The 24,631-nt window shown below is 68.5% G+C and carries 18 protein-coding genes; 13 read left to right on the top strand and 5 right to left on the bottom strand.

The window, feature by feature from the left end; translation table 11 throughout:
* Nucleotides 1-752: sigma 54-interacting transcriptional regulator (locus tag FAZ79_RS01880; RefSeq protein WP_247709464.1), on the bottom strand; the 752-nt coding region annotated here is incomplete at its 3' end.
* Nucleotides 753-1,046: 294 nt separating this feature from the next.
* On the opposite strand from FAZ79_RS01880, the gene recC reads away from it, so the two are divergent.
* The 13 genes from recC (at nucleotide 1,047) to FAZ79_RS01815 (ending at nucleotide 21,606) form a co-directional block, all read left to right on the top strand.
* Nucleotides 1,047-4,682, top strand: a complete 3,636-nt coding sequence (gene recC, locus FAZ79_RS01875) for an exodeoxyribonuclease V subunit gamma (protein ID WP_211238772.1) — start codon at nucleotides 1,047-1,049, stop codon at nucleotides 4,680-4,682.
* Nucleotides 4,679-8,488, top strand: a complete 3,810-nt coding sequence (recB, locus tag FAZ79_RS01870) for an exodeoxyribonuclease V subunit beta (RefSeq protein WP_136866213.1) — start codon at nucleotides 4,679-4,681, stop codon at nucleotides 8,486-8,488. The genes recC and recB overlap by 4 nt, the downstream gene beginning before the upstream one ends.
* Nucleotides 8,485-10,710 carry an exodeoxyribonuclease V subunit alpha gene (recD, locus tag FAZ79_RS01865; protein WP_136866212.1) on the top strand — a complete coding sequence of 742 codons (2,226 nt, stop codon included), beginning with the start codon at nucleotides 8,485-8,487 and terminating at the stop codon, nucleotides 10,708-10,710. The genes recB and recD overlap by 4 nt, the downstream gene beginning before the upstream one ends.
* A 232-nt stretch (nucleotides 10,711-10,942) precedes the next feature.
* Nucleotides 10,943-11,311 carry an MTH938/NDUFAF3 family protein gene (locus FAZ79_RS01860; RefSeq protein ID WP_136866211.1) on the top strand — a complete coding sequence of 123 codons (369 nt, stop codon included), beginning with the start codon at nucleotides 10,943-10,945 and terminating at the stop codon, nucleotides 11,309-11,311.
* Between the two features lie 73 nt (nucleotides 11,312-11,384).
* Nucleotides 11,385-13,193, top strand: coding sequence for a YcaO-like family protein (locus FAZ79_RS01855; RefSeq protein ID WP_136866210.1), 1,809 nt, complete (start codon nucleotides 11,385-11,387; stop codon nucleotides 13,191-13,193).
* A gap of 31 nt (nucleotides 13,194-13,224) precedes the next feature.
* Nucleotides 13,225-14,145 carry a MoxR family ATPase gene (locus FAZ79_RS01850; RefSeq protein ID WP_136866209.1) on the top strand — a complete coding sequence of 307 codons (921 nt, stop codon included), beginning with the start codon at nucleotides 13,225-13,227 and terminating at the stop codon, nucleotides 14,143-14,145.
* A 19-nt stretch (nucleotides 14,146-14,164) separates the two neighbouring features.
* A complete protein-coding gene (locus tag FAZ79_RS01845; RefSeq protein WP_169303525.1) occupies nucleotides 14,165-15,106 on the top strand; it encodes a DUF58 domain-containing protein in 942 nt (313 codons plus the stop codon).
* On the top strand, nucleotides 15,106-17,094 hold the full coding sequence (locus tag FAZ79_RS01840; protein ID WP_169303524.1) for a DUF3488 and transglutaminase-like domain-containing protein: 1,989 nt from the start codon (nucleotides 15,106-15,108) through the stop codon (nucleotides 17,092-17,094). The genes FAZ79_RS01845 and FAZ79_RS01840 overlap by 1 nt, the downstream gene beginning before the upstream one ends.
* A gap of 117 nt (nucleotides 17,095-17,211) precedes the next feature.
* Nucleotides 17,212-18,207 (top strand): zinc ABC transporter substrate-binding protein, encoded by a 996-nt coding sequence (locus tag FAZ79_RS01835; protein WP_136866206.1) that lies wholly within the window; start codon nucleotides 17,212-17,214, stop codon nucleotides 18,205-18,207.
* A gap of 7 nt (nucleotides 18,208-18,214) precedes the next feature.
* Nucleotides 18,215-19,021 (top strand): ABC transporter ATP-binding protein, encoded by an 807-nt coding sequence (locus tag FAZ79_RS01830; RefSeq protein ID WP_136866205.1) that lies wholly within the window; start codon nucleotides 18,215-18,217, stop codon nucleotides 19,019-19,021.
* The gene (locus FAZ79_RS01825; protein WP_136866204.1) at nucleotides 19,018-19,839 is read left to right on the top strand and encodes a metal ABC transporter permease; all 822 of its coding nucleotides are present in this window, start codon (nucleotides 19,018-19,020) and stop codon (nucleotides 19,837-19,839) included. The genes FAZ79_RS01830 and FAZ79_RS01825 overlap by 4 nt, the downstream gene beginning before the upstream one ends.
* A 1-nt stretch (nucleotide 19,840) precedes the next feature.
* Nucleotides 19,841-20,824: an arsenic resistance protein gene (locus tag FAZ79_RS01820; protein WP_136866203.1), complete on the top strand. Its 984-nt coding sequence runs from the start codon at nucleotides 19,841-19,843 to the stop codon at nucleotides 20,822-20,824.
* Between the two features lie 86 nt (nucleotides 20,825-20,910).
* Complete coding sequence (locus tag FAZ79_RS01815; protein ID WP_136866202.1) at nucleotides 20,911-21,606, top strand: hypothetical protein; 696 nt, start codon at nucleotides 20,911-20,913, stop codon at nucleotides 21,604-21,606.
* A gap of 55 nt (nucleotides 21,607-21,661) precedes the next feature.
* Here the strand turns inward: FAZ79_RS01815 and FAZ79_RS01810 are convergent, their stop codons facing one another.
* Genes FAZ79_RS01810 through FAZ79_RS01795 form a run of 4 tightly spaced genes read right to left on the bottom strand, consistent with a single transcriptional unit; the run spans nucleotide 21,662 to nucleotide 24,345 of the window.
* The gene (locus tag FAZ79_RS01810) at nucleotides 21,662-22,447 is read right to left on the bottom strand and encodes a lysophospholipid acyltransferase family protein (RefSeq protein WP_136866201.1); all 786 of its coding nucleotides are present in this window, start codon (nucleotides 22,445-22,447) and stop codon (nucleotides 21,662-21,664) included.
* Between the two features lie 7 nt (nucleotides 22,448-22,454).
* Nucleotides 22,455-23,039 carry a CDP-diacylglycerol--glycerol-3-phosphate 3-phosphatidyltransferase gene (pgsA, locus tag FAZ79_RS01805; protein ID WP_136866200.1) on the bottom strand — a complete coding sequence of 195 codons (585 nt, stop codon included), beginning with the start codon at nucleotides 23,037-23,039 and terminating at the stop codon, nucleotides 22,455-22,457.
* Nucleotides 23,036-23,794, bottom strand: coding sequence for a UDP-2,3-diacylglucosamine diphosphatase (locus tag FAZ79_RS01800; protein ID WP_136866199.1), 759 nt, complete (start codon nucleotides 23,792-23,794; stop codon nucleotides 23,036-23,038). The genes pgsA and FAZ79_RS01800 overlap by 4 nt, the downstream gene beginning before the upstream one ends.
* 38 nt (nucleotides 23,795-23,832) lie before the next feature.
* Nucleotides 23,833-24,345 carry a peptidylprolyl isomerase gene (locus FAZ79_RS01795; protein WP_136866198.1) on the bottom strand — a complete coding sequence of 171 codons (513 nt, stop codon included), beginning with the start codon at nucleotides 24,343-24,345 and terminating at the stop codon, nucleotides 23,833-23,835.
* Nucleotides 24,346-24,631 lie beyond the last annotated feature (286 nt).

Raw genomic sequence — 24,631 nt, 5'->3', positions numbered from 1 at the left:
TCGAGGAACAGGGTCCCGCCCTGGGCCTGCTCCACCCAGCCGATTCGGCGCTTGGTCGCGCCGGTGAACGCGCCCTTTTCATGGCCGAACAACTCCGACTGGATCAGGTTAGGGCTCAATGTCCCGCAGTTGACCGCGACGAACGGCTTGTCGGTGCGATCGGACTGATGATGGATCGAGCGTGCGGCCAGTTCCTTGCCGGTGCCGGTGGGCCCGGTAATCAGCACCGGCAGGTGGTTGCCGGCATAACGGCGCACCTGGCGCCGGACCGCCTGCATGGCCTCGCTCCGGCCCACCATCTCGTGGGCCTCACCGTCGAGGCTGCAGGCGGACTCGCTGGCGACGTGCAGATCGGCCACCCGAGCCATGGTCCAGGCGTGACCGATCGAGAACGTCAGCCGAGTGGGCTCGATCGGGGCAAAGCAGAAATCGAAGAAATAGGCGTGCAGGAAACTGGCGTGAGCGGGATTGTCGGCCTGCGGCTTTTCGATGATGGCGACCAGTTGCAGACTGGGAAACTGGCGACAGAAGGCAGGTAGCCAGCTCATTGCCGACTGCATGGCCCCGCGCAGGTCGATCAGTGCCACCCGCACCTGGTCTCGCTTGACCTGGCGGGATAACCGGTCCGGGTCGTCGACGCCCACGATTTCCCAGAAGAACGGCTCGGCGATGCGGCGAACCTCCTCGACCGCCTCCGGCCCGCGCAGGCTCAGCATCGGCAATCGCCGAAACATGCACATCTCGCTACTCATGGCAGCGACATCCCCAGGGCATATCCATACATCGGTCCCTGCTTGGTCTGGCCCTACCGGTCAGGCGGTGGCCTGACCGGCCCGGCTCACGTGGCGCCCCCTGACCGGGACGCCAAAAAGCCGTTCCCTAACACCCTGACTATATGCCTCTTTTCACAGTTTGCGCATTTTTTGACCACCCTGGCGCCGGACCATCCCACCAACGACACCGCCGGTCGCGTTTTCACCGCATGCCCGCTTCCCATACACTTCCCGACGGACCTCCATTTGCGACCACCTGGAAGACACGACGTCTTGACTGATTCCACGGACGCCCACGCCCCCATCACGCCCGGCTTTATCGTGTTGCAGGGCAATCGCCTCGAGGGCCTGCGCGATCTGCTGGTGGAGTGGCTGCGTCGAGCGCCGCTCGGGCCGCTGGAGGACGAGCGCATCCTCGTGCAGAGCAACGGCATGGCCCAGTGGCTGCGCCTCGCCCTTGGCCGCTCGCAACACGAGGATGGCCGGGGCGGGCTGGGCATCGCCACGGCCATGGACCTGCTGCTCCCGGCCCGCCTGCAGTGGCAGTGCTACCGGGCCGTGCTGGGACGCCAGAACGTGCCCCCCGAGGCCCCGCTGGACAAGGCGCGGCTGACCTGGCGCCTGCTCCGGCTGCTGCGGGACCCGGCGATCCGCGCCGATCCGGTCTTCGACCCCCTGGCGCATTACATCGTCGATGACGAACACCGGGCCTACCAGCTCGCCGCCCGCCTGTCCGACCAGTTCGACCAGTACCAGGTCTATCGCGCCGACTGGCTCGAACGCTGGGCGAACGAGGAACTCGCCCTGCCCGGCCCGCTCGGCGAGGCCCCTGACGTTCCGGCCGATTCCCGGTGGCAACCGGCACTCTGGCGTGCGGTGCTCGACGACCTCGTACGCCATCCGCCCGAGACCGAGGACGGCACGGCGCCGGCGGACTTTGCCGGTCGGGCGCTTGTCCACCGCGCGTTCCTCGACCGGGCCGCCCAAGCCATCGAACGTCCCCCCGACCTGCCGCGCCGGATCGTCGTCTTCGGTGTCTCCGCCCTGCCGCCGCAGGTCCTCGAGGTCCTCGGCGCCATCTCGCGTTGGACCCAGGTGATCTTCTGCCTGCAGAATCCCTGCCGGCATTACTGGGGCGACATCGTGGAGGACCGTCACCTGTTCCGGCACGCCTACCGACGGATCAGCGCGCGCAAGGTCGACGCGAGCCTCGCCGATCACGACCTCCATCAGCACGCCCACCCCCTGCTCGCCTCCTGGGGAAAGCAGGGGCGTGACCTCGTGCGGCTGGTCGACGCCTTCGACCAGGCACCCGAACGGGCGCGGCACAGCGACCCGCTCAACATCGATCTGTTTACCGAACCGACGACCGACCACCTGCTGGGACAAATCCAGGCCGACCTGCTCGACCTGCGCCCGGTCTCGGAGATGGAGGCGCAAGGACGTCGGCTCGACGCGGCCGACGAGTCGCTGCGGTTCACCATCGCCCACAGCCCGCTGCGCGAGGTCGAGATCCTGCAGGATCAGCTGCTGGCGGCCTTCGATGCCGACCCCGGCCTGCGCCCGCGGGACGTGATCGTCATGGTCCCGGACATGACCGACTACGCCGCCGCCATCAGTGCCGTGTTCGGTCGACTCGACCGCCGTGACCCGCGCTACCTGCCGTTTGCCATCTCCGACCGGCCGGAGCGGGATACCCACCCGATGCTGCGTGCGTTGGAGAGTCTGCTGCATCTGCCGGAGGCGCGACTGACGGCCAGCGAGGTACTGGATCTACTGGAAGTGGACGCGTTGCGCGCGCGTTTCGGGATTGCCGACAGCGAGGTAGCGACCTTGCGTCACTGGATCGACGCGGCCGGCATTCGCTGGGGGCTCGACGGCGATCATCGGCCCGAATTCGGCCTGCCGGCCGGGATCGAGCAGAACACCTGGCATTTCGGCCTCGACCGGTTGCTGTACGGCTACCTCGCCGGCGCGGACGACGACTGGCAAGGCATCGTGCCCGTCGGCGGGATGGAGGGCATGAGCGCGGCGGTCATCGGTCCGTTGCACCACCTGATCGACACCATTGGCCGGTGGCGACACCGATTGGGCGAATGCCGATCCCCCGGCGGGTGGGCCACCCGTTTCGAGGAGCTGGTCGAGGCATTCTTCGATCCCGACGCCATTCCGCCGGGCGAGGATGACCAGGCCAATCCGCTGGCGGCGCGCGAGTCGGCGGTCAACCTGCGTGACCGGGTGCTCGAGGCGATCACGGGCTGGCTCGAGGATTGCCGCTCGGCGGCATTCGATCAGCCCATCGGCATCGAGACGGCCCGCAGCGCCTGGCTGGATCGGCTCGACGAGCACCGCCTCAATCAGCGATTCCTGGTGGGGGCCGTGAACTTCGCCACCCTCATGCCCATGCGTGCGATCCCCTTCCGCCACGTCTACCTGCTCGGCATGAGCGACGAGGCCTACCCCCGGCGCCAGCCGGCCGCCGACTTCGACCTGATGGCCGGTCGCTACCGCCCCGGTGACCGATCGCGTCGCGAGGACGATCGTTACCTGTTTCTCGAGGCCTTGCTCTCCGCGCGCGACCGTTTCTGGATCAGCTGGGTGGGCCGCGACATCCGCGACAACCACGAGCGACCGGCCTCCGTTCTGGTCAATCAGCTGCGCGATCACATCGATCGCGGCTGGTCGCTGACGGACTCGCCCGACGAGACCGCCGCCTCCGATTCACTGACGACCGAGCACCCGCTCCAGCCGTTCAGCCGCGCGTACTTCGGCCCGGAGCGACCGGAGTTGAGCAGTTACGCCACCGAATGGCAGCAGGTGCATGCCGGGCCGAACGTGACCCATACCGCCACATCCGCGCAGACCGAAGACGAGATGGATGCCCCCATCCCCACCCTCGGCGATCTCGCCCAGTTATTGAAACAGCCCTGGCGCGTCTACCTCGGCCGCCACCTGGGGGTGGCACCACGGACCGACATCCGCCTGCCGGAGGACGACGAGCCGTTCGCGCTCGACCCGCTGGGCGAGTCGCAACTCAGCGCCCAATTACTCGAGCTGGTGCGCGCACGTCTGGCCCGCGAGCCGGTCCAATCCCTTTCCGGCGAGCGGCTCGAGGCGATGCTGCCGGAGTGGATCGAGGCCGCCTTTGACCGCCTTGCCGGCACCGGCCAACTGCCGCTGGCCCCGTTCGACGAGGCCCTGCGCCGTGATCATGCTGATCCGCTCGCCCGCCAGCTGACCACCTGGGCGGCGTTCCAGGCCCGGTATCCCGACCTGCTGCCCGCCGTCGATATCGACGCTCGTCTCACCCCCGATGCTGGCAACGATCAAGACACCGTCCTCTCGGGGCAGATCGACGACATCCGGGTCGGCGAGGATCAGGCGGTTCGGCTGCGGTTGCTGCCCGGCGCCCTGCACAAGGGCAAGAACCTCAAGTGGCACCGCCTGGTGGGTGAATGGCCGACCCACCTGGCGGCGCAGTTGAGCGGCCGCCCGGTGACCACCTACCTGATCAGCGAATCCGACGCCCAGCGCGACTCCCTGCTCGAACGCCCGGTCGCAATGGAGCCGGTCGATCCGACCGTCGCGCGCGACCTGTTGACCGCCCTGGTCGGCTGGTGGCACCAGGCCCGCCGCCAGCCGCTACCGGCCGAGGCCCGCACCCAGATCGCCTGGCTCACCGCCAGAGACGACCTCAAGCGCCGCAGCGGCGCACGCGCCGCCTTCGACCACGCCGCCCAGTACGATGCCGACCTGCGTCGATTGTGGCCGGAATTCGCGGCGCTCGAGGCCCACGCCGACTTCGAGGCGGTCGCCAACGCCCTGTACCGGCCACTGCTCAGCGGCACGCGGGGCGAACATCGCAAGGCCCCGGCCACCGAGGGCATGGCAAGCGAGGGAGAGGCATGAACGAACTTGATCCGATCACCTTTCCCCTGCAAGGCAGTCGGCTGATCGAGGCCAGTGCGGGCACGGGCAAGACCTTCACCATCTCGCTGCTCTACCTGCGCCTGGTACTGGGCCACCGCGGACCCGAGCAACGCCACGCGCGTCCGCTCACCCCGCCGGAAATACTGGTCAGCACCTTCACCGAGGCGGCGGTCGCCGAACTGCGTGACCGGATTCGCAGCCGCCTGCAACAGGCCGCCTGGCTGTTTGCGGGCACCCGTGATGAGCACGAGGTCGACCAACCCCTGCGCGATCTGTACGACGAGTTCGATGCCGACGAGCGCGCCCGCGGCGCCTTCCTGCTGCAACGGGCCGCCGAATGGATGGACGAGGCGGCCATCTTCACCATCCACGGGTTCTGCCAACGACAGCTGGCCGAGCACGCCTTCCACAGCGGCGCCCTGTTCGAGCAGGAGCTGATCACCGACCTCGACCCCCTGATCCACGTGGCGGTGCGCGATTTCTGGCGCACGCACGGCTACCCGTTGACCACGAGGGAATCTCTCGCCCGGCAGTTCGCCCGCCTGGTCGACACGCCGGGGGCGCTCAAGGAGAAGGTACGCAACCTGATCAAGCGCGACGGCAGCCGGCTTGCCGTCGGCGAGATCACGGCCGGGTCCACCGGGGAGCTGCCCTCACCCGCCGAGCTACTCGATCGACTGTCCGTCGCGCAAGAGCGCGCGGACACGGCCGAGGGCCGGGCGCGCGAGGCCTGGCTCGCCGATATCGACACCCTGCACGGGTTGTGGAACGGCGTGCGTCCGGGGTTGAGCAAGACGAGTCACGCCGAGGCCAAGACGGAAGACACGTTCGCGGCGTGGCTTGCCGGTGTCGACGACTGGGCTGCCGGTACCGGGACGCTTGGCGAGCCAGACCGGAAGAAGCTCGCGCGCCCGTCAACCAACAAGGGCCACGAACCGCCCGAGCACCCGGCGCTGGATGCCATCGGCGACTGGCACGCCGCCCTTGCCCGCCTGGACGAGCAAGTCGACGAGATCAAGCCCACCGTCCAGGCCTTCGCCGCGCTGTGGATACGCGAACGCATCGCGAGCCTGCTGGCCAGCCGCCGCGCGATGGGATTCGAGGACATGCTGATCCAGATGCGCGATGCGGTCGACCCGGAGCGAAACCCCAACGCCCGGGGCATGATCGAGGCGATCCGTTCCCAGTATCCGGTCGCGATGATCGACGAATTCCAGGACACCGATCCGCTGCAATACGCGATCTTCTCGGCCGTCTACCCGCTCGGGGCGGAGACGCCCGCCTCGGACGAGCACGCCATCGTGCTGATCGGCGATCCCAAGCAGGCGATCTACAGCTTTCGCGGCGCGGACATCCATAGCTACCTCACCGCGCGGCGGGCAACGGCCGGACGACACGCGAGCCTGCCCTGCAACTTCCGCTCGACCGACGCCATGGTCGGCGCGGTCAACGCGATGTTCTCGGTGGCCGATGAACACCCCGACGGCGCGTTTCGCTTCCCCCTCGATGGCGGGGCATCGCCGCTGCCGTTCGAGCCGGTCAAGGCCCAGGGACGCGACGACCGCCTGGTCGACCGGGGCGGTGAACTGCCCGCCGTGACGTTGTGGGCATCGCCTCCCGACGAGGTCTGGACCAGCGGCGCCTTCCGCGACGCGCTGGCCGTCCGGGCGGCCGGGGAAATCGCCGCACTGCTCAATCGCGGCCAGTCGGGCAGCTGCGGCTTTCAAGGCGACGGCGCACTGCGCGGGCTCGAGCCACGCGATATCGCCGTGCTGGTACGAACGCAGGACGAAGGCAAGCTGATGCGCCGGGCACTGGCCGACTTCGGCGTGCCGGCCGTGTTCCTGTCCGAGCGCTCCTCGGTGTTCGCCTCGACCGAGGCGGCCGACATGCTCGTGTGGCTCGAGGCACTGGCCGAGCCGGCGCGCAGCGACCGGATCCGTCAGGCGCTCGCCACGGCCAGCATGGCCCTGCCGCTCGAGGAACTGGAAGCCCTCCTGCGCGACGAGACCCAATTCGACGCCATCTGCCAGCGATTCCACGAATGGCACCGGACCTGGCAATCCCAGGGCGTGCTCGCCGCGATCATGGGCCTGTTGCACCATTTCTCCATCCCGGCTCGTCTGCTCGAGACCGACGCACGCCAGAACCGCCGCGGCGAGCGCCGACTGACCAACCTGCTGCACCTGGCCGAATGGCTGCAACAGACCGACCAGGACGTCGACGGCGAGACCGCCCTGCTCCACCGCCTGCACCTGGCCGTGACCGAGGGGGCCGCCGAGCAGGAGATCCGCCTGGAGCAGGACAACGCCATGGTGCGGATCGTGACCATCCACGGGTCGAAGGGCCTGCAGTACCCAGTGGTGTTCCTGCCTTTCATCGCCCTGCTCGGGGCGGACACGCATCGCCGCGGCGAACCGACCCGCCGTCACCGCGACGATGGCTCGGTCTGGGAGATGGCGCCGACGAAGGAGGCGAACGCGGAGGCCGCCCAGGAGGCGATCGCCGAGTCCATCCGGCTGTTCTACGTGGCCATGACCCGGGCGGAGTACGCCTGTGTGCTCGGTGCCGGGCCGGTCAAGTTCGGTAACGCCAAGGCGTTCAACCCCGGCAAGACGGCCTTCGGGCAATTCCTCGGCTTTTCACCCGACGAGACCTGCGACCGCCCCGGCTACCTCGACAAGCTCGCTCGCTGGGCCGAGCACGCAGCGATCGAGATCGTGGACCTGCCCGAGCCGCTCGATCCTCGCCGCCATCGCTTCACGCCACCGCCGGAACCGGCGCTTCACGGCCCTCGGATACCGCATTTCGAGGCGTTCGAACCGTGGTGGATCTCGAGCTTCTCGGCGCTGACCGCCTCGATCGGCCACCGGGTGCCCCTCCCCGCCCCGGAGGGCGCGCGCGAGGAAGTGCGTCTCGAATCGCAGGCGGAGGCAGTCACCCGGGCCCGGCCGACCGCGGATCACGCGGTGACGGCCAGGACAGACCTCGGGCCAACGGGTCTCCGTACCGACCTGGTGCCGATCGGCATCCACGCGCTGCCACGCGGGGCGCAGATCGGCACCCTGCTGCACGACCTGATCGAGGCGATTGCCGCCGACGGCTTTCATCGTCACGCCCAGCGCCCGGGATCGATCGCCCGTCTGATCTCGCGCACGTCCCACCCGGGGCTGCGATCACTCGACGAGGCGCAGGTCGATGTCGTCGCGCGAAGTCTCGAGACCCTGCTGGCCAGCCGCTGGCGGATGCCGACCGGCGGGGAGCTCGCGCTGGCCGAAACGACCCGATACCAGGCCGAAATGGAATTCTGGCTGGCCGTCGACGACGCCGATCTCGCGCCGCTCGACCGACTCGTGTGCGACCACGTCGCGCCGGGCCGCCCGCGACCGCCCCTGTCCGGGCCGGCCATCAACGGCATGCTCAAGGGCTTTATCGATCTCGCCCTCGAGCGCGACGGCCGGTATTACGTGATCGACTGGAAATCCAACTGGCTGGGTCCGGATGCGGCCGCCTACACGCCCGAGGCACTGGAACAGGCCATGCTCGACTCGCGCTACGACCTGCAATTCGTCCTGTACCTGGTGGCCCTGCATCGCCACCTGCGCGATCGGTTGCCGGACTACGACTACGACCGCCACGTGGGCGGGGCGGCCTACGTGTTCCTGCGCGGGATCGAGGCGGCCACCGACGCCCCCGACAACGCCGGCGTCTACACCTGCCGGCCGGACCGCGTCCTGATCGAGTCGCTCGACCGGCTGTTTGCCGGCGAGGAGGTCGCGGCATGAACCGTCACCCGGCCCTTGCCGACCACGGCAGCCTGCGTGTCCTGCTCGATCGCTGGGTCGGCATCGGCTGGCTGCGCCCGATCGACCGCGCCGTGGCCGATTTCCTGGCCGTTCATGCCCCGACCAATGATCCGTTGGCCGCTTTGGCCGGAGCACTCGCGAGCCACCAGAGCGGCAGCGGGCACGTCTGTCTGGACCTGACCGCGGTGAAGGAAAACCCCGATCTGACGTTGCGGATGCCGCCCGCCGAGCCGACCGGGGCCGGATCGGAAGCCGACACACCGGCAGCCGTGCTCGACGGGGTGAGCGTTGCCGATTGGCAGCAGGCCCTGTCCGAGCACCCGGCGGTGCGCCCGCTGGCCTGGCGGGAGGACCACCAGGCCGGTGATGGCCGACCGCTGGTGCTGGTCGACCCAACGCGCCCCCAACTCTACCTGCGTCGTTACTGGCAGGTGGAGGGACGGGTCGCGGCCGGCCTCGCCGGCCGGACCACGGGTGAACCCGCACCCGCCGCGCGCGTGCGTCCGATTCTCGATGCCCTGTATCCCACCGTCCGGGGCCAGGGATCGGCTCCCGATTGGCAGAAGCTCGCCTGCGCGCTGGCCGCGTACCAGCCGTTCGCGATCATCACCGGCGGCCCCGGTACCGGCAAGACCACGACCGTGGTGCGACTGCTCGCGACACTGACCGCGTTGCATCTCGACGGATCTGACCGCTTGGGCCCGCCCCGCATCGCGCTGTGTGCCCCGACCGGCAAGGCCGCCGCACGCCTGTCGGAATCGATCGGCGACAAGGTGCGCGAGATCGCCGCCCTTGACGACGGGCCAACGAACACCGGGTTCGAAGGCGGATCCTGGGCCCGCGTCGCCGCGCACCTGCCCGATCAGGTCCGGACCATCCATCGCCTGATCGGCACGCGGCCACTGGCCGAACGGCCCCGCCATCACCGCGACAACCCGCTCGATCTCGACATCGTCGTGGTCGACGAGGCCTCGATGATCGGCATGGAACTGATGGCACAGCTCGTCGATGCCCTGCCCGCCCACTGCCGCCTGGTGATGCTGGGCGACAAGGACCAGCTCGCCTCGGTCGAGGCCGGGGCGGTGCTCGGTGAGCTCTGCCGCCATGCCGGTGACAGCGACACCCCGGATTATCCGCGGCCCGTGCACGACTACCTCGAAGCCGCCACGGGGCAATCCCTGCCGGCAGCGCCCCCGCCCGATCTCTTCACCGAGACGACCGACGCGGTCGCCGCCCACATTGCCACCCTGCGCGTCTCGCATCGCTTCGGCGAGGACAGCGCGATCGGGGCGTTGGCGCGGGCAGTAAACCGGGGCGATCCGACCGCCGCGACCGGCGTGCTGGGTCGCCCCGCCGAAGGCCCGATCGCCGAGCGCGAGGTGGCGTGGTTGCTGGACCGAGCCGGCGACGACCCGACCGGCGGTTTCCCCCGGCTGGTCGTCGACGGGCTACGCCCGTGGCTGTCGATGCTCGCCGAACGGACGGCGGGATTCGATCCGACCGCGCCGGCCGACGAAGCGGACGTGGCCGAACTGTTCCGCCGCCATAACGACTTCCAGCTGCTCTGCGCCCTGCGTCGCGGGCCGGCGGGCGTCGAGGGCCTGAATGCCCGTGTGCAGGACTGTTTGGTCCGCGACGGATTGCTGCCCGCCGCCGAGGGCATGGGCCGATCGACCGGCTGGTACGCGGGCCGTCCGGTGATCGTCACCCGGAACGACGCCCAGCTGAATCTCGCCAACGGCGACATGGGGCTGACCCTGCCCGCGCGTCTGGAAAGCGGGGAGACCGGTCTGCGGGTGGTATTCCCGAACGACGACCCGAATGCCCCGCCGGGACGGCGGTTTCACTGGGTAAGTCCCACGCGCCTGACCGAGGTGGAAACCGCCTTTGCGCTGACCGTTCACAAGTCGCAGGGCTCGGAGTTCACCCGGGTGGCACTGGTGATGCCCGCGTACCGTAACCCGATCCTGACGCGCGAATTGCTCTACACGGCGATCACCCGCGCCAGGCGCCAGTTCACCCTGGTATCGCCCGTTCGCCCGGACGACGGGCACGCGGGCCAGCCGGCGGAGCAGGCGACCATGGTGCTGCGCGCCGCGATCGCCAGCGTCACCCGCCGATCGGGTCACCTGCGTCGTCGGCTGATGTCCCGACTGGCCCTGGACAAGCATAACGACGGGAAGTGGCACGAGAACGGTTGAACCACTAGGGAAGGTCTGCACGCATAGCCAATGTCTCTGGCTTGCCGGCTTGTTCGTCATCAAGGCGCCGATACGAAGGCGGGCTCATGACCCGGCGAGGATCGGAAACACCGATGACGGGCAAGCCGGCCAGCCCCGCAGGGCGGGAACCCTTTGGACCCGCAGAGGCGTTGGATATTCGTGCAGAGTTTCCTTAGTCTAGCGGCCACATCAACCCGGACGGACAGACGCCATGCGCTTGACCCAGGACGATCGCGGCCGCCAATTCGTGATCCGCGGCTTCTCCGAGTCCCACGTGACCGTAAACGACCAGGAGCTGCGGCAGCCCTTCCTGCTCACGCCGGACACGCTGCACGCCGAGGTACCGGTCGACGAGCTCGATGCCCTGTCGGTCGAAGGCGAGTCCCTGCTGCTGCGCGATGAGCCGGAAGTGGTGATCATCGGCACCGGCGCCCGCACCCGGATGGGGCCGGCCAGCCTGTCGGCCGCGCTGATGCGCCAGGGCGTGGGCATCGAGTACATGGACACCGCCGCGGCGCTGCGCACCTACACCGTGCTCGCCTCCGAGCTGCGGCGGGTGAGCCTGCTCGTGTTTCTCTGACCACCCGCTGGTTTCTCCCTTTTCCGCGCCTTTCTCACGGTCCTTTTCACGCCCCACGAGACACGATTCCCGAATGACTGAAACCCTGATCCCCGGCAAGGACGCGCCGCTTGAAGACACCATCGCCCGCGTCCAGGGCCGCCTGAGCGACCTCGGATTCGAGATCGAACCGAGCCTGTGGCGCAACCCGCTACCCAACTGCTGGTCGGTCCATATCAAGGATCGGGGCTGCCCCGCCCTGTTCACCAACGGCAAGGGCGCGACCCGCGAGGCGGCACTCGCCTCGGCGCTGGGCGAGTTCGTCGAGCGACTGGCCTCGCAGTACTTCTTTGCCGACTTCCACTGGCACCAGGAGCTCGCGAGCGTCGATGGCCGCACCCTGCACGACCCGGCCGAACGCTGGTTCACGCTGGGCGCTCCCGGCGAACGCCCCGAGGGGCTGCTCGATGACCGACTGTGGAGTTTCTACGGGGGCGATGCGCTCGAGACCACCGCCGACTGGGCCGATCTCAACAGTGGCGAGGGCGACCGGATCTGCGCGCTGCCGTTCGTCCGCCAACGCGACGGGGCGACGATCTTCTTCCCGGTCAACGTGGTCGGCAACCTGTACGTCTCCAACGGCCTGTCGGCCGGCAACACCCTGGCCGAGACGCACACGCAGGGCCTGTCCGAGGTGTTCGAACGTTCGGTCAAGGAGCAGATCATCACCGAGGGCATTGCCCTGCCGGAAATCCCCGACGAGGTGATGGCCCGCTTCCCGGCCAGCCGGGCGGCACTCGAGGCCCTGAACGAGTCCGGCTTTGCCGCGCGAGCCTTCGATGCGTCCCTGGGTGGGCGCTTCCCGGTGATCTGCGTGCTGCTCTACGATCCCGAGACCGGTGGGGTGTTCGCCTCGTTCGGTGCCCATCCGCGCTTCGACGTGGCGCTCGAGCGCACGCTCACCGAGCTGGTCCAGGGCCGTGATCTCGACGACCTGCACGCCTTTCCCGCCCCGACCGCCGACCAGGAACTGGCCGCCGACCCGGACAACATCGAGCTCCATTTCATCGACTCCTCCGGCATCCTGCCGTGGCAGATGCTGCGCGACGAACCGGACTACCCGTTCACCCCCTGGGGCATGGAGCCCGAGGACGTGGCCGAGATGACCCGGCACGAAAAGAACGTCGAGTACGAGAAGGCCTTGATCGCGACGTTCCACGAACTCGGTCACGACGTCTACATCGCCGACTTCGAGCACCTCGGGCTGCCGGCCTGCCGCATCCTGGTGCCCGGGGTCTCCGAGATCTACCCGGTCGAGGAGCTGATCGAGCGCAACAACAACCAGGGGCTTGCCCTGCTGCCCTATTTCCAGCGTCTCGATCGGCTCACCCCCGAGGAAAGCCGCGAGTTCGCCGCGGCCATCGCCGAGCTTGCACTCGACCCGCTCACCCCGGTGTCCGACGTGATCGGCCTGTGCGCCGGGCCGGATTCGGTCTGGGCCGGCACCCGCATTGGCGAGGTGGAGGTGCTCGCCCGCCTGCACGCCCACGCAATCGAGCCACGCGAGAGCGACGAGATCGGCATGGACATCGACTGGCTCGCCAGCGTGCCGCCCCTGCCGGCCGCGCGCCAGCAGCGCTATCGCGCCGCCCAGGTCCTCTGGCAACTCGAGAGCGAGGCGGGCCTCTCCTCCGAGGCGACGCGTCGATCACTCGAGGCGCTGTTCCCCGGCAAGCGCGTTGACGAGGCCTCCCGGGTGCTGGCCGGTCAATGGGGCTATCATCCACTCACGCCGCTGGAGCCGGGCTTTCGCAACGAACCCCGCCACGCGGCGCTGATCGATGCCTATCGGCGCGCCTACCAGGCAAAACTGGATCTGGCGGCAACACGACCGCCAAACTGAGCCGAAACCGAGCGAGGAGCACCACACCCGCATGGACGCCACCATCTGCCCGAGCATCATCGACCGTACCGCCTCGGTGGTGGTCGGCCAGCGCCCGGCCATTCGCAAGGCATTGACCTGCATCCTCGCCGGCGGGCATCTGTTGATCGAGGACCTGCCGGGCCTGGGCAAGACCACGCTCGCGCACACCCTGGCGCAGGTGCTCGGCCTGTCCTTCAAGCGCGTGCAGTTCACGGCCGACATGCTGCCGGCCGACGTGGTGGGCAGCTCGATCTTCCAGCCCGGGGTCGCCGGCGCGCCCTCGGGCTTTCGTTTCGTGCCGGGGCCGGTCTTCACCCAGATGCTGCTGGCCGACGAGATCAACCGGGCCCCGCCCAAGGTGCAGAGCGCGCTACTCGAGGCCATGGAAGAGCGTCAGGTCACCGTCGACGGCAAGCGCTACCCCTTGCCGGCGGTGTTCTTCGTCATCGCCACCCAGAACCCGCTCGACCAGGCCGGAACCTATCCCCTGCCCGAGTCGCAACTCGACCGCTTCGCCATGGTTATTCGCCTGGGTTACCCGGACGCCCAGACCGAGCGCGAGATGCTGCTCTCCGGTGGCGGGCGGGCTCACCTGAACGAGGTCGAGCCGGTCGTCGATGTGGAGGGATTGCAACACCTGCGAGCCCAGGCGGCGCGGGTACACGTCGCCGATCGGATCGCCGGCTACGTCCAATCGCTGCTGGCGGCGAGCCGCCAGGCGCCGGAATTCCGGGTGGGTCTCTCGCCGCGCGCCGGCTTGACCCTGCTCAACCTCTCGCGGGCCTGGGCGCTGATCGACCAGCGCGATCACGTGCTGCCCGACGACGTCCAGGCCGTCCTGCCGGATCTGGTCAATCACCGCGTCGGGCTGGATGGCCATGACGGACGCGACGCCGCCGACCTGCTGCTCGAGCGCGTGCCGACGCCGTAACGCGGGAGCGATCCGATTCGTGCAGCGCCAGCCCCTGCCCTCATCCCTGCAGATCCGCCCACGCCGTTTTGCCCTCGGGCTGGCGGTGATTACCGCGGCGATGCTGCTGGCCGCGATCAACTACGGCAATAACCTGATCTTCCTGATCGCCTTCATGATGATCGCGCTGATGATCAACAGCGCCTGGCAGGGCTGGCGCGCCCTGTCCGCGGTCACCGCCCGGGTCATGCCCCCCGAGATGCGCCCGGCCGGCGCACCCGGCTCGTTCGCCATCGAACTGGGAACACCCAACCGCAACCTGCCCCCGCTCGTGGTCGATGCGGGCACCGATCGGGTCGAGCCGACCTCGGCGACTGCCGGCAACCGCACCACCCTGTCGCTCGACCTGCCGGGGGAACCACGTGGCTACCTCCCCCTGCCCGAAATCACCCTCGAAACCCCCTACCCGCTGGGGCTCTGGCGGATCAGCCGGCGCCTGTCGCCGGGAATCGGGCAATGGGTCTACCCCAGTCCCGAACCGGGCGAGCAACGGGGGGAGCGGCATTCGAACGAGGCGTCCGGCGCGCAACCCGCGATGGAGGGGGATCCGACCCGCCTGCGTGGCTATCACCCCGGCGACCCGATCCGGCATGTCGTCTTCCGTCACTACGCAAAGTCCGGACAGCTCCTCACGCGGCACCCGGAGAGCGACGAGGAGCAACCCGACCCCGAGCGCATCGATTACGCGGCCTTCGTCGGGCCACGCGAGGTCCGGCTGTCGGCCATGACCGAACGCTTGATGGAGCTCGAGCGAGTCCGGCGCCCATGGGTGCTTTTGCTGCCCGGCAAGGAGGCGATCCGGGCGGACAGCAGCACCAACCGCGCCGGCCGGTATCGCGCCGCGCTGCAGCAACTCGCCCGGTTCGAGCGCCCGCGGGACGCGCAGGGTTTCGATCACGTCCCTCCCGGGGAGTCGTACTGATGCCGGCGCCCCGCCTCGACCCGCTGCTCTGGCTGGTGCTGGTCGGCTCGGTCGGCCTGTTATTGCCGCACCTCCCCGTCGCGGTCCTGCCGATCGTGGTGGCGGCGTTCGTCTGGCGGCGCCTGCACGAAGTCGCCGGCCTGCCGCTGCCGCCGCGCTGGCTGTTGCTGCTGCTTGCCGCTGGCAGCACCGCCGTGGTGGTGCTGCACTTTCACGCCCTCTGGGGCCGGGATGCCGGCGTGGCGCTGCTGGTGGTCGCCGCCGGGCTCAAGTTGCTGGAAACCCACGAGGTCCGCGACCAGGTCAGTGTCCTGCTCCTGACCTTCTTCCTCCTGATCAGCGTGCTCTTGTTCGACCAGGCCATGCCGATCTTTGCCCTGGTGATGCTGCTTTTCTGGCTGCTGGTGGGCGCGTGGATGGGCATTGCCCAGGCGGGCGTGTCGACCGGACAATCCCTTGGTCAGCGCCTGCGCGAGGCCGGCCGGCTGTTGCTGCTCGGGTTGCCCTTTGCCCTGATCCTGTTTGCGCTGTTTCCCCGGCCACCGGGGGCCTTGTGGGGCGTGCAGCAACCCGGTGGGCAGGCGCAGACGGGGCTTTCGGAACAGATGCGCCCGGGGCAATTCGACGAACTCGCCGAGGATCCCACTCCCGCCTTTCGGGTACGCTTCGAGGACTCACCGGTTCCTCCCCGGGAGCGCTACTGGCGCGTGTTCGTGATGAGCGGATTTGCCGAGGACGACCCGGAAAGCTGGGTGGCCGACCCGGCCACCGGCTCGCCCCGCCTGGAAACCCTGGACGACTCCCGGGTGGCCTACGAGATCACCCTCGAGCCGACCGCCTCTCGCCAACTGCCCAGCCTCGCCGCCGCAGTCGAGACACCCCGACGAAGCCGGGTCGACGGCAACCTGGTGGTGCAGCGCGAGCAAGCGGTCGACGATCGATTGCGCTACTCGATGACCTCGGCGCTCGATTACCGGCTGGAGGCCGGCAGCCTGCCGCGTTTCCGTCGGCAGCAGTACCTGGCCCGGGGTGGGCTCAACCCCCTGTTGGCGGACCTTGCCGCCGAGTGGCGTGATCGCCCCCCGGCCGAACGCATCGAGCGGGCGCTGGCCTACTTTCGCGAACAGCCCTTCGAGTACAGCCGCTCGCCCGGGCGACGCGGCGGGGCGGATCGTGCCGATACCTTCCTGTTCGACACGCAACGCGGCTATTGCGCGGACTACGCGGATGCCTTCGTGCGCCTGATGCGCGCGGCCGACGTGCCCGCCCGCGTGGTCACCGGCTACCAGGGGGGCGAGTTCAACGGCGAGTTCCTCGTGGTCCGCCAGTCGGATGCGCATGCCTGGGCCGAGGTCTGGACCGCGGCCGACGGTTGGCAACGGGTCGATCCCACCGCCGCGGTAGCGCCCGAACGCATCGACGAAGGGATCGCCCGTTCGACGGCCGATGATGCCGATCTGCCCGCCACCGTGCGCCGCGACGAAGGCTCGTTCCGGCGACAGATGCGACTGCTGGCCGAACAGCTCGACAACCGCTGGAACCAGTACGTGCTCGGCTACGACGGCGGATTTCAGCAGGATTGGCTCGGCCGGATCGGTCTCGCGATGACCCACCCGGTATGGGGCGCACTGTGGGCACTGGCGATTGCGGCGAGCCTGTGGTGGGGCCTGCTACTGGTCCTCGCCCGCCGTGAACGTCGCCGGCAGGCGGGCAGCGAGGCCGAGTACCTGTGGACCCGACTCCAGGAAGATCTGGCCCGGTTGGGCATCCGGCGGGATACCTCGGAAAGCGAACGGGCCCTGTTGAAGCGCGCGGCCCTGGCCCTGCCGTTTGCCGCCGACGACCTGCGCCGCATCGGGCAGTTGCTCGAGGCGTCGCGTTACGCCCGCTCGACCAGCCGACGGCAGGCCCGCCTGCTCACCAACCGGCTGGCCAACGTCCATCGGCGACTCGCCTGGCGCGGTCGGTGGCCGTGGCGGCGGGCCTGACCGCTAGCCGTTGGAAACCGGCTGGCATGAATCGGCGCGTTAGTGTTATACAATAACGTTTTGTCATCCCCTGTGGTGATGCCCCGACGCGACGACGAGACCCCGAGAGAGCCGCCCATGAACCGCCACCGCTTCAGCCTCTGGTCGATCACCTGCCGCCTTGGCCGCCCGGGATTCGCTGCAACCGGGGCGATCCTCGCCGCTGCGCTCCTGGCGTCACCGGTTCAGGCCGCCACCCTGCCAGTTGCCGTCTCGATCCCGCCGCAGGCCTACCTGGTCGAGGCAATCGGCGGAGATCACGTCGAGGTGCAGGTGATGGTGCCGGCAAACGCCGAACCGGTCACCTACGAGCCCACGCCACGGCAGATGGCCGCGCTGTCCAAGGCCGAGCTGTATTTCTCCGTCGGCGTGCCCTTCGAGAAAGGCTGGTTGCCCCGCTTTCGCGCCAGCAACCCCGACATGGCCGTAATCGACACCACGGCCCGCATTCAACGCCGGGCCATGACGCCCCACGCCGGCCATGACCACGGTGACGACCACGCAGAACCCGACCACGATGACGCCCCCGAGGCGTCCGCCCGCGACCCGCACGTCTGGCTGTCACCGCCGCTGGTCCGCCTGCAGGCCGAAACCATCCGCGACGCGCTCATTGAGGCCAACCCGCAACAGGCTGCGGCATTTCATCGCGGCTTTCGCCAACTCGCCGAGGAAATCAACGACATCGACGGGGCCATTCTGGATGCCCTGACCGACATCGATCCTGGCGCGCGCCGCTTCCTGGTTTTCCATCCAGCCTTCGGCTACTTCGGCGCCAGTTACGGCCTGGAGCAAATGCCCATCGAGGTCGAGGGCAAGGAGCCCGGACCGCGTGAACTGGCCGGTATCATCGAACGGGCCCGAGAGCTCGGTATCCGGGTGATCTTCATCGAGCCCCAGTTCGCCCAGGGCGCCGCGCGCACCATCGCCCGCGAGATCGGTGGCGAGGTGCTCACGCTCGACCCGCTGGCGCGCGACTGGCCGGCGGGTATGCGGGCCATCGCCACGACCCTGGCCGAGGCGCTCCACGGGGACACCGCGTCCGACGTCACCGGCCATAACGGCCACGAGCACTGAGACCCGCATGTCGACTCCCGAGACCGACCAGCCAGCGATCGTCCTCGACGGGGTGAGCTTCGGGTTCGACCGCGAACCCATTCTCGAGCGTATCGATCTCGTCATCCCGCGCGGGGCCTTTGCCGTGATCGTCGGCCCGAACGGGGGCGGCAAGACCACCCTACTCCACCTGATCCTGGGCCTGTATCGCCCCGATGCCGGCACGGTGCGCGTCTTCGGCGACAAGCCGGGCCGGCACCCGGAGCGCATCGGCTACGTCCCGCAACACGGCAATCTCGCCCCGGGGTTTCCGGCCACCGTCGAGCAGGTAGTCCTGATGGGATTGCCGCACGGGCGCCGTCACGGTCCCGGCTTCCATGCCGACGAGCGGGCGCGCGCCCAGTTGGCGCTGGAGCGCACCGGCATTCCTGAACTGGCCCAGCGCCCGTTCGGGGCGCTTTCCGGCGGGCAGCGACAGCGCGTACTGATCGCTCGCGCCCTGATCACGGAGCCCGAGCTGCTGCTGCTCGACGAGCCGTTTTCCAATATCGACCCGTATGGCCGCGCCTGCATCCACGAGACCCTCGACGGGCTGGGCGGCACGCTCACGCGGGTGATGGTCAGCCACGATCTCGGCATCACCCGGCAGGCCGTCTCGCAGGTGCTGGCGGTGAACCGCTGGTTGGTCAGCGGCGATGGGCCGGCGATCACCGAGGAAATGCTGGGCCTGATGTACGGCCAGCATGGCGCGGACTGCCCGATGGGTCACTCGGCGCTCAACGCCCACCTGGCGCCGTCGGCGTCATCGAGCCACCCGGGAGGTGAGGCACGATGAGCCTGCTCGAGCTGCTCGGCCAGGGATTCGTTCAGCACGCGTTGATCGCCGCGGTGCTGATCAGCATTGCCGCCGGCATCGTCGGTGCGCTGGTGGTGGTCAACCGGCTGGTGTTCATGACCGGCGGGATTGCCCACACGGCCTACGGCGGCGTGGGGACCGCCATTTACCTCGGGCTGCCGGTGCTGCCGGTCACGGGGGTGTTCACGGCGGGCGCCGCCCTGCTGTTGGGTGCGCTGACGCGCCGAAAACGCGAACGGACCGATACCCTGATCGGCGTGATCTGGGCGGCGGGCATGGCCCTGGGCCTGATCCTGGTCGAGCTCACGCCCGGCTACCAGGCCGGCCTGATGACCTATCTGTTCGGCTCGATCCTTACCGTTGCGACGGTCGATCTGTGGCTCATGGCGGGCATCGATGCGGTGATCGTCTCCCTGGCGCTCTATTACTACCGCGACCTGCTGTCGTTCTCCTTCGACCCGGTCTACGCACGCACCCGGGGCATCCCGGTGACCGGCCTGTACTTCATGTTGCTGCTGCTGGTCGCCGAGACCGTCGTGATGATGATCCAGGTCGTCGGCCTGTTGCTGGTAATCGCACTGCTGACCCTGCCTCCCTACCTTGCCCAGCGCTATACGCGCACCCTTGGCGGGATGATGCTGCTCTCCGGGGCATTCAGCCTGCTGTTCTGCCTCGCCGGCCTGTACGCGAGTTACTGGTTCGACATCGGCTCGGGACCCGCCATCATTGCCACCGCCTGCGCGATCTACCTGGTGGTGGTCGGCGGCGAGCGGCTGATCGGCATCGCGCGACGATAGGATGGCCGCGGTAACCGAACGGCGCGATACGCGACTGGTCCTCGAGAAATACCAGGTCGTTGTCTACCTGGTCGCCGTGACTGCGGGGCTGGTCATCGGCCTGACAACCCCACCCACCGGCGACTGGCTCGACTGGCTCGACTGGCTTATCTGGCCGCTGTTGGCCGTCTTGCTCTACGTCACCTTTACCCAGACCCACCTGGGGGCCATCGGCCAGGCATTCGGCGATCGCCGCTTTCTGACCGTGATGCTGGCGGTCAACTTCCTGCTGGTGCCGTTGCTCGTCTGGGGCCTGACACGGGTGTTCGTTGATGACCCCGTGCTCGCCCTCGGCGTGTTCCTGGTCCTGCTGGTGCCCTGCACCGACTGGTTCATCAGCTTCTCGCAACTGGGTCGGGCCGACGTGCCGCGCGCGATCGCCGCCACCCCATTGCTGCTGCTCGCCCAGATCCTGCTTCTGCCCGTCTACCTGTGGGCGTTTACGGCAAGCGACATCCGGGCGGACCTGCCCATCGACAGCATGGTCGGCGCGTTCGTCTTGATCATCCTCCTTCCCCTGCTGGCGGCCTGGCTTACCGACATTGGCGAACGACGCCGCCCGACCGGGCCGCGCTGGACCGAGCGGCTCGCCTGGCTGCCGGTGCCGCTGCTGGCCGTGGTGCTCCTCGTGATCATGGTCGGTCACGCCCCGCAGGTAACCGGCGATCTGGCCACGCTCTGGCCGGTCGCGGTGGTCTTCTTGCTCTATGTCCTGAGCGTGCCCTGGATCGCCGAGATGACAGGACGGTTGGCCAACCTGCCGGTTCACGCCCGGCGCACCGTCGCCTTTAGCGCCGGCAGTCGAAACTCCTTCATGGTCCTGCCGATCGCCCTCGCCTTGCCGGGATTACTGCAACCCGCCGTGACCGTGATCATCCTGCAGTCGCTGATCGAACTGGTCGGGCTGATCGCCTACACCCGGGTCATCCCAAGGGTCATTCGCTGAGAGTCGCCCTCTCGACGGTCCGCGCGGAATTACCGGGCGCCGCCACGGTCGAATCCTCTCGATCCGCCAATTGAAGGGAGCCGCGCTTGAAACGATTGATCCACTCGCTGCTTGTCGTCGGCCTCGGTGCCGGTATCCACACGACCGTCATGGCCGATGGCAGAGCCGTGTTTCAGACCGCCGATGCGTCCATGCCGTCGCTGACGTTCAGCTGGCAGGCCCCGGAGCGCAGTCGACTGGACACCCCGAACGAAACCGCCCACGTGATCGCCGTTGACGGCAAGGCCTACGGGGTGGCGAAGGTGGCGGGCCACCCGGTCGCGATGGACCTCGACCAGTTGGCCGCCCTCCTGGGCCAGCACAACGCCCTGGCCCGCCTGGGGCCGGATGCCGTGGTGCCCACCCAGATCACCGCGCTGGAGCCCACCGGCCAGCCGGAAACCGTCGCCGGAGTGGCCGGCGAGCGTTACCGGGTGAGCTGGGTGGACAGCGAAGGACGTGCGCGCATCGACGAGGCGGTGCTGACCGATGATCCCCTGGTCATGGAGATGCAGGACGCCCTGCTTGGCGGCATGACGCGGGCAATCGCCCGAGGCACCGGCGTGAGCGGTCACGAGACCGCCGAGCGCGAGCTCGAGCGACGGGGACTGGCCGTGCTGCGTTTCGGCGACGATTTTCGACTCGAGTCGATCTCGGACGACCCGCAACCCGACGGCCGCTTCGTCATGCCGAGCAAGCCGGTCGATCTGCAGCAGCTGATGCGCGGGGTGATGGGAAACTGAGCGAGGCAGGACTGCCTCAGTCGAAAGTCAGATAGTCGAGGCGTACCAGCGGGGGTCAGCCGTCAGTCGACGACCCCGGCGTCGCACTCTGATCCTCGCGATGGGTCACGTGGGCGGACACGGCGCGGTGAGCCCGGCGGGCAAGCTCGCTGCGTGTCTCGTCGGGGCGCGGGACGATGGGCTCGAGCACGTCGATCCGCGCCTCGAGCCCCTTGCCGGAGAGCACCCGCCACAACGAGGGCCACAGGCTTTCGTTGTCGATGAACGCCGGGGCCGTGCTGCGGTTGCCGGCGACATCGAAGTAACGCAGCGCAATCGGTACCACCGGGCGTTCCAGGCGCACCGCCGCGCCGAGCAGGCGGGCGTGGAACCGACGGACCGTGTGACCGTTCGTGGTGGTGCCTTCGGCGAAAACCACCATCTGGCGGCCGTGCCGAAGCCCCCGCTCCACCGCCTCGCCCGCGGCCTCGCTACCGCGACCGCGCTCGATGAATTCCGTCCCCGCCAGTCGCGCCAGCCGACCGATCACCGGCCAGTGGCGGATCTCGCTCTTGGCCAGAAACACGGTTCCCCCTTGCAGACCGCCCAGCAACGGGATGTCCAGCCAGCTGACGTGATTGGGCAGCCAGAGGCTGCCAGACGGCAGATCGGACAACCGCTCACGGCCCTCGACGCGAACGCGTACGCCGAGCACCCGGGCCGCACCGTCCAGCCAGGCCCGGACCTGCTCCGACCGAGCCGCCTCGTCGAGGCCGGCCAGTCGCCGAGCGTGCCAGAGACCGGCCACCAGGTAGGCCAGCAACCGCAGGCCGCGCGACAGGGCACGCCAGATGGCCGCCATGTCGACGTCAGGTGTCCCGCGCTTGGGATTCCGCCTCGGCCTGCTTGACGGCGACCACCGCGGCGCGGGCGTACTGGGCGCCGGAGACGAAGGTCAGCAGCGCGGCAACCATCAGGAGCCAGTAGCCGATCACGTGGACGTCGATCAGTCCGAACAGGGGGAAGTGGTAAAGCAGGAACAGAATGGCGAACATCTGCGCCGTGGTCTTGAGCTTGCCCAGCGAGGAGACCTTTACCGCCGCGCTGATGCCGCGCCCGGCCATCCATTCGCGCAGGGCCGAGACGAACACCTCCCGACCGATGATCACCGCCGTGGCGATCACGATGGGGAGATCGCCGTCGGTAAAGACCAGCAACACCAGCGCCACGGCGACGATGAGCTTGTCCGCCACCGGGTCGAGGAAGGCACCGAAGGCCGACTGCTGGTTCCAGCGGCGGGCGAGATACCCGTCGAGGAAATCCGTCAGCGAGGCCAGACCGAAAATCCAGGCGGCGGCGGGACGGGCGAACTCCACCGGCGTGAACAGGAACACGACCACGAGCAGCGGGATCGCCGCGATCCGCAACCAGGTCAGCGTCATCGGCAGGTTCATGCGCCCACCTCCCCACGGGTCGGCCAGGCGGCGACGATCTCGCGTTCCTCGGGCGTGAATCGCTCCAGGGTCACGCGATCGTCATCGAGGGCGACCAGCCAACCGCTTTCGCCCCAGTCTCCGGTCACCACCCGCGGGCGACCGTCCTCGAGTCGATGGATGGCCGGACGATGGGTGTGGCCGTGGATCAGGCCGTCGGCACCGGTGCGCTCTAGTATCTCGTCGACCGCCGCGGCGTTGACGTCCATGATGTCCTCGGGCTTGCTCGAGGAGGCCGTCCTGCTCTGCTTGCGCAGGTCCTCGGCGATCGCGATGCGCTCGGCAAGCGACCGGGCGAGGAAATCGCGCACGAAGGCCGGGTCGCGCAGTTGTGCCCGCATCGCCTGGTAGGCGGCATCGTCGATGCAGAGCTCGTCGCCGTGGGTGAGTAGCCAGCGGCGCCCGGCGTGCTCGAGCACGGTCTGGTCGGGCAGCTGTTTGGCACCCAGGCGTTTGAGCAGGTCGTTGCCGACCAGAAAGTCCCGGTTGCCCGGCTGAAACGTCACGCTCGCAGACAGGTCGGCGAAGCGTTCGAGTCGCTCGGCGATCACCGGATCGATCGGCTGGTCGTCACCGATCCAGTAGTCGAACAGGTCGCCGAGAATGTAGACCGCCTCGGCATCGCGGGCGCGCTCGAGAAAGACGTCCAGCAACGCGAGCGTGCGGGGCTCGGCTCGCGCGAGATGGAGGTCGGCGATGATCAGGGTTTCGGCCATGGACCGGCTCTTCTCCTTGCCCGTGATTTCCGTGCGATTCAGTCGATGCGCTCGGCCTTGTCGATCAGCACGTCGTCAACCGGCACGTCCTGGTGGCCGTAACGCGACCCGGTCTGCAGGGTGGCCATCTTGTCGACCACGTCCATGCCGTTGATCACCTCGCCGAACACCGCGTAGCCCCAACCCTGCGGGGTCTCCGAAGAGAAGTCGAGGAAGGCGTTGTCGGCCAGGTTGATGAAGAACTGGCTGGTCGCCGAATGCGGGTCCGGGGTGCGGGCCATCGACAGCGTGCCGCGCTTGTTCTTCAGCCCGTTATTGGCCTCGTTCTCGATCGGCGCTCGGGTGGCCTTCTGCTCCATCTCCGGGGTCAGGCCGCCGCCCTGGACGACGAAGCCCGGGATCACGCGGTGGAAGGTCGTGCCGGCGAAGTGCCCGGAATCGACATAGGCAAGGATGTTCTCCACGGTCTTGGGGGCCTTGTCGTCGTAGAGGCCGATTTCGATGTCGCCCAGGCGGGTGGAGAAGCGGATCTTGCTCTTGATGTCACTCATGCGTTTTATCTCGTCAGTAGGGACCGTTAAACTACGCGTTTGCTCGATGGCGTGATGCCCTCGGCCCGCGCCTTTGCCAGAATGCGAAACAGTTTAAGGAAACTCAGCACGAATGCCATACCGCTCTGCGCGTCCCGAGCCGGGCAGATGCAAGGCGCTCGTCCGCCGCGGAAGGGTGATTCCCGCATCCTCGGACGACAACGCAGCAGATGCCCGGCTCAAGACGCGCCCTGCGGGGCTTGGCATTCGTGCAGAGTTTCCTTCCCGACCTTCGACCCGGAATCGT

It is taken from the genome of Guyparkeria sp. SB14A (assembly GCF_005096345.1).
Classification (GTDB): Bacteria; Pseudomonadota; Gammaproteobacteria; order Halothiobacillales; family Halothiobacillaceae; genus Guyparkeria; species Guyparkeria hydrothermalis.
The sequence above is the reverse complement of the archived record's forward strand: the minus strand, read 5'-3'. Positions and strand labels throughout refer to the sequence as shown.

Coding starts and splice junctions, on each gene's coding strand:
- FAZ79_RS01850 (WP_136866209.1), top strand. CDS start 13,225: ATGGACGCCACCATCTGCCCGAGCATCATCGACCGTACCGCCTCGGTG.
- FAZ79_RS01825 (WP_136866204.1), top strand. CDS start 19,018: ATGAGCCTGCTCGAGCTGCTCGGCCAGGGATTCGTTCAGCACGCGTTG.
- FAZ79_RS01800 (WP_136866199.1), bottom strand. CDS start 23,794: ATGGCCGAAACCCTGATCATCGCCGACCTCCATCTCGCGCGAGCCGAG.
- FAZ79_RS01855 (WP_136866210.1), top strand. CDS start 11,385: ATGACTGAAACCCTGATCCCCGGCAAGGACGCGCCGCTTGAAGACACC.
- FAZ79_RS01835 (WP_136866206.1), top strand. CDS start 17,212: ATGAACCGCCACCGCTTCAGCCTCTGGTCGATCACCTGCCGCCTTGGC.
- recB (WP_136866213.1), top strand. CDS start 4,679: ATGAACGAACTTGATCCGATCACCTTTCCCCTGCAAGGCAGTCGGCTG.
- FAZ79_RS01795 (WP_136866198.1), bottom strand. CDS start 24,345: ATGAGTGACATCAAGAGCAAGATCCGCTTCTCCACCCGCCTGGGCGAC.
- FAZ79_RS01860 (WP_136866211.1), top strand. CDS start 10,943: ATGCGCTTGACCCAGGACGATCGCGGCCGCCAATTCGTGATCCGCGGC.
- FAZ79_RS01810 (WP_136866201.1), bottom strand. CDS start 22,447: ATGGCGGCCATCTGGCGTGCCCTGTCGCGCGGCCTGCGGTTGCTGGCC.
- FAZ79_RS01830 (WP_136866205.1), top strand. CDS start 18,215: ATGTCGACTCCCGAGACCGACCAGCCAGCGATCGTCCTCGACGGGGTG.
- recD (WP_136866212.1), top strand. CDS start 8,485: ATGAACCGTCACCCGGCCCTTGCCGACCACGGCAGCCTGCGTGTCCTG.
- FAZ79_RS01840 (WP_169303524.1), top strand. CDS start 15,106: ATGCCGGCGCCCCGCCTCGACCCGCTGCTCTGGCTGGTGCTGGTCGGC.
- pgsA (WP_136866200.1), bottom strand. CDS start 23,039: ATGAACCTGCCGATGACGCTGACCTGGTTGCGGATCGCGGCGATCCCG.
- FAZ79_RS01820 (WP_136866203.1), top strand. CDS start 19,841: ATGGCCGCGGTAACCGAACGGCGCGATACGCGACTGGTCCTCGAGAAA.